Annotated in this window: 4 protein-coding genes and 1 pseudogene; 2 read left to right on the forward strand and 3 right to left on the reverse strand. The window is 59.9% G+C overall.

Annotated features, from left to right (window positions below; genetic code table 11):
- A partial coding sequence (locus tag FEM54_RS16010) for a Glu/Leu/Phe/Val dehydrogenase dimerization domain-containing protein (protein ID WP_276614599.1) occupies positions 1-441 on the reverse strand: 441 nt, incomplete at its 3' end.
- Positions 442-789: 348 nt separating this feature from the next.
- Complete coding sequence (gene ettA / locus FEM54_RS16015) at positions 790-2,454, reverse strand: energy-dependent translational throttle protein EttA (protein WP_138451846.1); 1,665 nt, start codon at positions 2,452-2,454, stop codon at positions 790-792.
- Between the two features lie 284 nt (positions 2,455-2,738).
- Between ettA and FEM54_RS16020 the strand changes: the two are divergent.
- Positions 2,739-6,590 (forward strand): annotated as a pseudogene (locus tag FEM54_RS16020) (sensor domain-containing protein).
- Positions 6,591-6,820: 230 nt separating this feature from the next.
- A complete protein-coding gene (gene glyA, locus FEM54_RS16025) occupies positions 6,821-8,074 on the forward strand; it encodes a serine hydroxymethyltransferase (RefSeq protein ID WP_053137906.1) in 1,254 nt (417 codons plus the stop codon).
- Between the two features lie 185 nt (positions 8,075-8,259).
- On the opposite strand, the gene yjiA is transcribed toward glyA, so the two are convergent.
- Positions 8,260-9,225 carry a GTPase gene (gene yjiA / locus FEM54_RS16030; protein ID WP_138451848.1) on the reverse strand — a complete coding sequence of 322 codons (966 nt, stop codon included), beginning with the start codon at positions 9,223-9,225 and terminating at the stop codon, positions 8,260-8,262.
- Positions 9,226-9,344 lie beyond the last annotated feature (119 nt).

Below are 9,344 nucleotides of genomic sequence, written 5' to 3' on the forward strand. Positions count from 1 at the left end.
CGCCTGGCAGAAGCGCATCACTTCGGCGTCGCTCTTGCCCTTGGGGTCGAAGTCCGAGCCGCCTTTGCCGCCGCCCATGGGCAGCGAGGTCAGGGAGTTTTTGAAGGTCTGTTCGAAGGCGAGGAATTTCAGCACGCCCAGGTTCACCGACGGGTGAAAGCGCAGGCCGCCTTTGTAGGGGCCGATGGCGCTGTTCATCTGGATGCGAAACCCGCGATTGACCTGCACCTTGCCGTGATCATCCACCCACGATACCCGGAAGGTAATCGCGCGTTCCGGCTCGCAGATGCGCTCCAGAATGCCCGACGTCAGGTAGTGGGGGTTGGCTTCAAGAAACGGCCACAGGCTGCGCAGGACTTCCTCTACGGCCTGGTGAAATTCCGGCTGGTCGGGGTCGCGTTTCTTGAGGCGCGAAAGGAAGGATTCGACAGATTCGATCATGGAGAAGTCTCGGCAAATTGATTGTTTTTAAATGAGATTGAGCCGGACCTTAGCAATTCATGTTGCACCTGAAAAGCGCAAAATGTCGCCTTTGTGAATTTAAATGGTGCTTTATATATAAATTACTATGATTTTTTGCACCATTAAGGGGATTTCAAATCAGTAAATGCACCATCCGTGAAACCGCTATCGCAGGCAAGCCAGCTCCCACATTTGATCGGGTTGCCAATGTGAAATGCGGTCGAAGGTGGGAGCTGGCTTGCCTGCGATAAATCCACCTCGGTCCTCCTGAAACACACGCAAAAAAAAGCGGAGCCCGAAGGCTCCGCTTTTTCAAACCAACCCAACTCAGGCCAGTTTTTTGTGCCGTACACGGTGCGGCTGGGCAGCAGCATCACCCAAACGCTTCTTACGGTCCGCTTCGTACTCGGTGTAGTTACCTTCGAAGAACACCGCTTGGGAGTCATCTTCGTACGCCAGGATGTGCGTCGCGACGCGGTCAAGGAACCACCGATCGTGAGAGATCACAATGGCGGCGCCCGGGAAGTCCAGCAGGGCCTCTTCCAGGGAACGCAGGGTTTCAACGTCGAGGTCGTTGGACGGTTCGTCGAGCAGCAACACGTTGCCGCCTTCTTTCAGGGTCAGTGCCAGGTGCAAGCGACCGCGCTCACCACCGGACAGGTCCTTGACGAACTTCTGTTGATCGCCGCCCTTGAAGTTGAAACGGCCGACGTAAGTGCGCGACGGAATCTCATAGTTGCCGATGCGGATCTGGTCGGACCCCTCGGAGACTTGCTGGAATACCGTTTTGCTGCCGTCCAGGTCTTCGCGGCTTTGATCCACGCAGGCCAGTTGCACGGTTTCACCGATTTCGATGCTGCCCGAATCCGGGGTTTCCTTGCCCATCAGCATGCGGAACAGTGTGGATTTACCCGCACCGTTACCACCGATAACGCCGACGATCGCGCCTTTTGGCATGGAGAACGACAGGTTGTCGATCAACACGCGGTCGCCATAGCCTTTGCAGACGTTCTTGAATTCGATGACCTTGTCACCCAGGCGCGGGCCGGCCGGGATGTAGATCTCGTTGGTTTCGCTGCGCTTCTGGAATTCCTGCGACTGCATTTCTTCAAAGCGTTGCAGACGTGCCTTGGATTTGGACTGGCGGGCCTTGGCGCCTTTGCGCACCCACTCCAGTTCTTCCTTCATGGCTTTTTCGTGGGCCGATTGCTGCTTGGATTCGGCGGCCAGACGGTCGGACTTGGCTTCCAGCCAACCGGAGTAGTTGCCCTCGTAAGGGATACCGGCGCCACGGTCGAGCTCGAGGATCCAGCCGGCGACGTTGTCCAGGAAGTAGCGGTCGTGCGTGATCGCTACCACGGTGCCCGGGAAATCGTGCAGGAAGTGCTCCAGCCAGGCGACGGAATCGGCATCCAAGTGGTTGGTCGGTTCGTCGAGCAGCAGCATGTCGGGAGCCGACAGCAGCAGGCGGCACAGGGCCACACGGCGTTTTTCACCGCCGGAGAGGAATTCGACCTTGGCATCCCACGCCGGCAAACGCAGCGCGTCGGCGGCGACTTCCAGCTGGCGCTCCAGGTTGTGGCCGTCGCCAGCCTGCAGGATGGCTTCGAGCTTGGCCCGTTCAGCGGCCAGCTTGTCGAAGTCGGCATCTTCTTCGGCGTAGGCGGCGTAGACCTCGTCCAGGCGGGCCTGGGCGTTCTTGATCACGGCCACCGCTTCTTCGACCACTTCACGCACGGTCTTGGTCGGGTCCAGGATCGGCTCTTGCGGCAGGTAGCCGATGTTCAGTTCGGGCATCGGGCGCGCTTCGCCTTCGAACTCGGTGTCGACGCCGGCCATGATTTTCAGCAGCGTGGACTTACCCGAACCGTTGAGGCCGAGCACGCCGATCTTGGCGCCGGGGAAGAAGGACAGCGAAATATTTTTCAGGATTTCCCGCTTCGGCGGAACAACTTTTCCCAGCCGATGCATGGTGAAGACGTATTGAGCCATGGTGAACCTAGCGTCAGTGACTGATGAATTAAGCGGGCGAAGCCCGTGCAGGCCATGCGCCGCGCGGGCCGTTGACTATCATCAATGCCTGCGAGCGGAAAAAGCCTGAATGTCTGGGGCTGGAACGCCCCCGCGTAACCGGCAAAGCTACCTGAATGCGCTTGGGCAGTCCAGCCAAGCGGGGCTGGCACTTTGCCACAAGGCAAGGCATGCTAGCCGCCCTCCGGGCGTCCGGCTTATAGTGCACGTCGCGCGCCAGTCCAGCCAAACCGCAGGATCACAGCTTGTCCAAAGTCACGCCGCCCACGCCCTTGCGCGCCGCTCATATAGCGCCGGGCGCGCCCCTGCACGGCACTTTAAAAGGCGCACTGGCGATGCTGGTGCTGGTGCTGCTGGCGTTATTGTTCTGGCAGCTGTTGGACCAACTGCAGCAAAACCAGAAAAACCAACAGCAATACACCATCGATTACAGCGCCGACCTGGCTGAACAGATCAGCCTGAACATGGCCCTGAGCGCGAAAATCGCCTTGAACCTGCTGCCGATGGTCGAGCCGCCGCGCAACGACGAGCAACAACAGGCGCTGATGCGCACCTTGCAACGCTCGTTGCCGGAGCTGCGCAGTTTCGCCCTGCTCGCCCCCAGCGGCGCGCTGATCAGCGACAGCGCCAAAGGCAGCCAGGACCGCGCCTGGCTTGAAGAGCTGGTGCAGCGCAGCCACTCGCAACCTTATTACTTGAGCAACAGCCCCGACGGCACCCTGATCTATCTGTTGCTTCAGCAGCCCAGCGGCGGCTCGAAAATGTACTGGGCCTTGCGCCTGGCGCCCAGCTACCTGAGCAACCTCACCCGCCAGGACGGCCAGGGCCAGCGCCCGATGTGGGCCATCGAGAACCGCCTGAACCACCGCGTGGTCAGCCGCGACAGTGGCATGCCTGCGCAATGGGCCGCGGCGCTGACGCCGGATGAATTGAACAAAAGCGTGCTGGTTACGCCCCTGAGTAAAAGCGATTGGCAATTGCGCGGCCTGTTTGACCGCAGCGCGGTGCTGGAGCAACTGCTGCCGGCGTTTATCGGCAAATGCCTGCTGGGCCTGGCGTTCTCGCTGATCCCGCTGATCGTGCTGCTGAACATGCGCCGCCGCCAGCGCCAGGTGCATGAAGGCCGCCGGCGTTATCAGGATATTTTCGAAGGCACCGGCGTGGCCCTGTGCGTGTTGGATCTGTCGGGGCTCAAGGCGTTTTTTGACAAGACCCACGTGCAGACCCGTGAGCAATTGCAGGTCTGGTTGCTCAACAACACCGCCGGGCGCCAGCAACTGCTCAAGGAACTGCGCATTACCGAGGTCAACCAGGTGGCCGTGCGCCTGCTGAATGTCGGCTCATGCGAGCAGGCCTGGGAACGCCTGATCGATGATTGCCCAAGCAATGCCACCGCCATCGGCTATCAAGTGCTCGAAGCCGTTCTGACCCAGCAAAAACAGCTGGAGCTGTAAATCCAGCTCAATGACGTGGCCGGCAATGACCAATATCTGTGGCTGGTGATGCGCCTGCCGGAGCAGCAGGACGACTTCAAGGCCGTGATTCTCAGTATCAGCGATATCACCAGCCGCAAGCTGATCGAACTGTCGCTGGTGGAGCGTGAGAGTTTCTGGTCGGACGTGGTGCGCACCGTGCCTGATCACCTGTATGTGCAGGACGTGATCAGCCAGCGCATGATTTTCAGCAACCACCATTTGGGCCATACCCTCGGCTACAACAAGGCCGAACTGCAGCAAATGGGCGAGTACTTCTGGGAAATCCTGCTGCACCCCGAGGATGCCGAGTATTACCACGACTTGCGCCTGCAACAGCGCGAGGTCGGCTACACCACCCAACTGCAATGCCAGCTGCGCTTTCGCCATCGCAATAACCAGTGGCGGCGCTTTGATATCCGTGAGCAAGCGCTGGCGCGGGATAAAACCGCGGTGGTCACGCGGATCATCGGCGTGGCCAAGGACATCACCGACCAGATCGAAGCCAGTGAATCCCTGCGTGACAGCGAGCAGCGCTACCGCATGCTGGCCGAAAGCATCAGCGACGTGATTTGCTCCACCGACAGCCAGCTTGCCCTCAATTACATCAGCCCATCAGTCAACGCCGTGCTGGGTTATGACGTGGACTGGGTGTTCAAGAACGGCTGGCAGTCGATCATCGCCAACCCGCAGCAACTGACCGGCATCTACAGTTTGGTGGAACAGGTCAGCCGTGCGCTCGGCGACCCCGAGGCGCTAAACAGACTGCGTGATGATATCCACACCCAACTGTTCCTGTTCGACTGCCTGCGCGCCGACGGCCGCAAGGTGCCGATCGAGTTGCGCCTGGTGCTGGTTTGGGACGAACACGGCGCGTTTGAAGGCATCCTGGGTGTGGGCCGCGATATCAGCCAGCAACGCCGCGCCGAAAAAGACCTGCGCATGGCGGCCACGGTATTCGAGCACTCAACCTCGGCGATCCTGATCACCGACCCGGCCGGTTATATCGTGCAGGCCAACGAGGCGTTCAGCCGGGTCAGCGGCTATGCAGTGGCAGATGTGCTGGATCAATTGCCGAACATGCTCACGGTGGATGAACAGCAGGAGGCGCACCTGCGTTACGTGCTCAAGCAGCTGCATCAGCACAGCACCTGGGAAGGTGAAGTGTGGCTCAAGCGGCGCAATGGCGAGCATTACCCGGCCTGGGTCGGCATTACTGCCGTGTTCGACGATGAAGGCGACCTGGCCAGCTACGTGTGTTTCTTCAGTGATATCAGCGAGCGCAATGCCAGCGAGCAGCGCATCCACCGCCTGGCGTATTACGACGCCCTGACCCATCTGCCCATCCGCACACTGTTCCAGGACCGCCTGCACACCGCGCTGCAGTCGGCCGAACGGCAAAAGTCGTGGGTGGTACTGATGTTCCTCGACCTCGACCGTTTCAAACCGATCAACGACTCCCTGGGCCACGCCGCCGGCGACCGCATGCTCAAGGAAATGGCCACCCGCCTGCTGGGCTGCGTGGCCGAAGACGACACCGTGGCACGTATGGGCGGCGACGAGTTCACCTTGCTGCTGCAACCGCGGGTCAGCCGTGAAATGGCGTTGAACCGCGCAATTACCGTGGCCGAGCAGATCCTGGCGAGCCTGGTGAAGCCATTTGTGCTGGAGGGCCGCGAGTTCTTTGTGACCGCCAGTATCGGCATCGCCTTAAGCCCGCAGGACGGCAACGAACTGAGCCAACTGATGAAAAACGCCGACACGGCGATGTACCACGCCAAAGAGCGCGGCAAGAACAACTTCCAGTTCTACCAGGCGGACATGAATGCCAGCGCCCTGGAGCGCCTGGAGCTGGAAAGCGACCTGCGCCACGCCTTGGACCAGAACGAATTCGTGCTGTATTACCAACCGCAGTTCAGCGGCGACGGCAAGCGCCTGACCGGCGCCGAAGCCCTGCTGCGCTGGCGTCACCCGCGCCGTGGGCTGGTGCCGCCGGGGGACTTCATCCCGGTACTGGAGGAATTGGGGCTGGTGGTGGACGTGGGCGACTGGGTGATCGCGGAAGCCTGCCGCCAGCTCAAGACCTGGCACCAGAACAAGGTGCGCGTGCCGAAAGTCTCGGTGAACATCTCGGCGCGTCAATTCTCCGATGGGCAGTTGGGCGAACGCATCGCCACTATTCTCAAGGACACCGGCCTGCCGCCGGCGTGCCTGGAGCTGGAGCTGACCGAAAGTATCCTGATGCGCGAAGTCAACGAGGCCATGCAGATCCTCGCCAGCCTGAAAAACCTGGGCCTGAGCATTGCGGTGGACGACTTCGGCACCGGTTATTCGTCGCTCAACTACCTCAAGCAATTCCCCATCGATGTGTTGAAGATCGACCGAACTTTCGTCGACGGCCTGCCGTCCGGCGAGCAGGACGCGCAAATTGCCCGCGCGATTATCGCCATGGCCCACAGCCTCAACCTGGCGGTGATCGCCGAGGGCGTCGAAACCCATGAGCAGCTGGATTTCCTGCGTGAACATGGCTGTGATGAGGTGCAGGGTTATCTGTTTGGGCGGCCGATGCCGGCAAATCGGTTTGAAGCGCAGTTCAGCAATGATGCGCTGTTCATGTTCGACTGAAGCCTTGTGGTGGGGCTGATGGCCCTATCGCAGGCAAGCCAGCTCCCACATTTTGAATTGTGAATACCTTCAGGTGTGGGAGCTGGCATGCCTGCGATAGGGCCAGTACAGGCACCGCCCATCCCTGGATGAGCCCCACTTGTCCGCGACATGATGTCCTTTCATATGCCATCTAAAACCCATTGGGTTAGAATGCCTTCCTTTTCTGCCCCCGATCCTTGAGGACCGCCATGTTCAGCCGTGATTTGACTATTGCCAAGTACGACGCCGATCTCTTCGCCGCCATGGAGCAAGAAGCCGTGCGCCAGGAAGAGCACATTGAGCTGATCGCTTCGGAAAACTACACCAGCCCTGCGGTGATGGAGGCTCAAGGTTCGGTTCTGACCAACAAATACGCCGAAGGCTACCCAGGCAAGCGCTACTACGGTGGTTGCGAGTACGTCGACGTGGTTGAGCAACTGGCAATCGACCGTGCCAAGGAACTGTTCGGCGCCGATTACGCCAACGTTCAGCCACACGCCGGTTCCCAAGCCAACAGCGCCGTGTACCTGGCCCTGCTGCAAGGCGGCGACACCATCCTGGGCATGAGCCTGGCCCACGGCGGTCACCTGACCCACGGCGCCAGCGTTTCCTCCTCCGGCAAGCTGTACAACGCCGTTCAATACGGTATCGATGCCAACGGCCTGATCGACTACGACGAAGTCGAGCGCCTGGCCGTTGAGCACAAGCCAAAAATGATCGTGGCCGGTTTCTCTGCCTACTCGCAGATCCTGGATTTCCCACGTTTCCGCGCTATCGCTGACAAAGTCGGCGCATATCTCTTCGTTGATATGGCTCACGTAGCCGGTCTGGTCGCCGCTGGCGTCTACCCGAACCCGGTGCCTTTCGCTGACGTCGTGACCACCACCACGCACAAGACCCTGCGCGGTCCACGTGGCGGCCTGATCCTGGCTCGCGCCAACGCCGAGATCGAGAAGAAGCTGAACTCTGCCGTATTCCCAGGCGCCCAAGGTGGCCCGCTGGAGCACGTGATCGCTGCTAAAGCGATCTGCTTCAAAGAAGCCCTGCAGCCTGAGTTCAAGACTTACCAGCAACAAGTGGTGAAGAACGCCCAGACCATGGCCAGCGTGTTTATCGAGCGCGGCTTTGACGTGGTGTCCGGCGGTACTGAAAACCACCTGTTCCTGCTGTCGCTGATCAAGCAGGACATCTCCGGTAAAGACGCTGACGCCGCACTGGGCAAAGCCTTCATCACCGTGAACAAAAACTCCGTGCCGAACGACCCACGTTCGCCGTTCGTCACCTCCGGCCTGCGCTTCGGCACCCCGGCTGTGACCACTCGTGGCTTTAAAGAAGCAGAGTGCAAGGAACTGGCCGGCTGGATCTGCGACATCCTGGCTGACCTGAACAACGAAGCCGTGATTGACGCGGTCCGTGAGAAGGTCAAGGCCATCTGCAAAAAACTGCCGGTGTACGGCGCTTGATTGCAGTTGCTTGAATAAAAAGCCCGGCTCTTGAGCCGGGCTTTTTTATGGCCGTTCTCAAATTGAAATACGGTTCAATGTGGGAGCTGGCTTGCCTGCGATAGCGGCCTGTCAGTTGGCACATCATTAGCTGACCCACCGCCATCGCAGGCAAGCCAGCTCCCACATTTTGAATGCATTTCGAGTCAGGGTTGGTAGACCCGGGCAAAGCCCTCGCGAATTTTGGCTTCCGGCAACTCATCAGCAATAAACACAATCACACTTTCGCGCGCCTCACCCTCGGCCCATTCGGTGTCCCAATCGAAACCGTAAAGCTTGAGCACGCCCTGGAACACCATGCGCCGGTCTTCCCCGGCAATGTTCAGTACGCCTTTGTAGCGCAGCAGTTGTTTGCCATGGTCCTCCAGCAGTTCGTTCATAAACTCGCTGAGCCGGTCGATATCCAGCGGCTGGTCGGTGCGCAGCACCAGGCTGGAAATACGGTCGATGGATGGCGCGGCACTGACCGGGCGCAGGGTCATGCCTGCATTGAGATTAAAGCCGCGTACGTCGAGCAGTTCGGCCAGGTCGATTTTGCCGTGGTCGACCACGCGAATCGGCGCACGGCGGTTGATGCGGGTCAAGCGCTGGCTGAGGGCGTCGAAGGTGGCTTCGTCCACCAGATCACGCTTGCTCACCAGCAGGCGGTCGGCAAAACCGATCTGAGCCTGGGCGATGGTCTGGGTCAGGTGGTGCTCAGCATGGGCCGCGTCCACCAAGGTGATGATGCCGTCGAGGATGTAGCGCTCGCGCAGCTCCTCGTCGATGAAAAAGGTCTGGGCCACAGGCGCAGGGTCGGCCAGGCCGGTGCACTCGATCACCAGCCGGTCGAAGGCGATCTCGCCGCTGTCCAGGCGCTCGAGCAGCAGGTACAGGGCTTTGGTCAGGTCGGTGTGGATAGTGCAGCACACGCAACCGTTGGACAGGGTCATGACTTGCACCGGTTCGGCGCCCAACAGTTGGGTGTCGATACCGGCATCACTGAATTCGTTTTCGATCACGGCGATTTTGAGGCCGTGCTCAGCCTTGAGCAGATGGCGCAGCAAGGTGGTTTTGCCGGCGCCGAGGAAGCCGCTGAGGATGGTGACGGGGATGGGGATGGGAGAGGACAAAAAATTCTCCTTGAAGGAACACAGAAACAAATGTGGGAGCAGACCCATGTGGGAGCTGGCTTGCCTGCGATGCAAGCAACTCGGTCTATCAGGCAGACCGAGGTGATGCTATCGCAGGC

Source organism: Pseudomonas edaphica (genome assembly GCF_005863185.1).
GTDB lineage: Bacteria > Pseudomonadota > Gammaproteobacteria > Pseudomonadales > Pseudomonadaceae > Aquipseudomonas > Aquipseudomonas edaphica.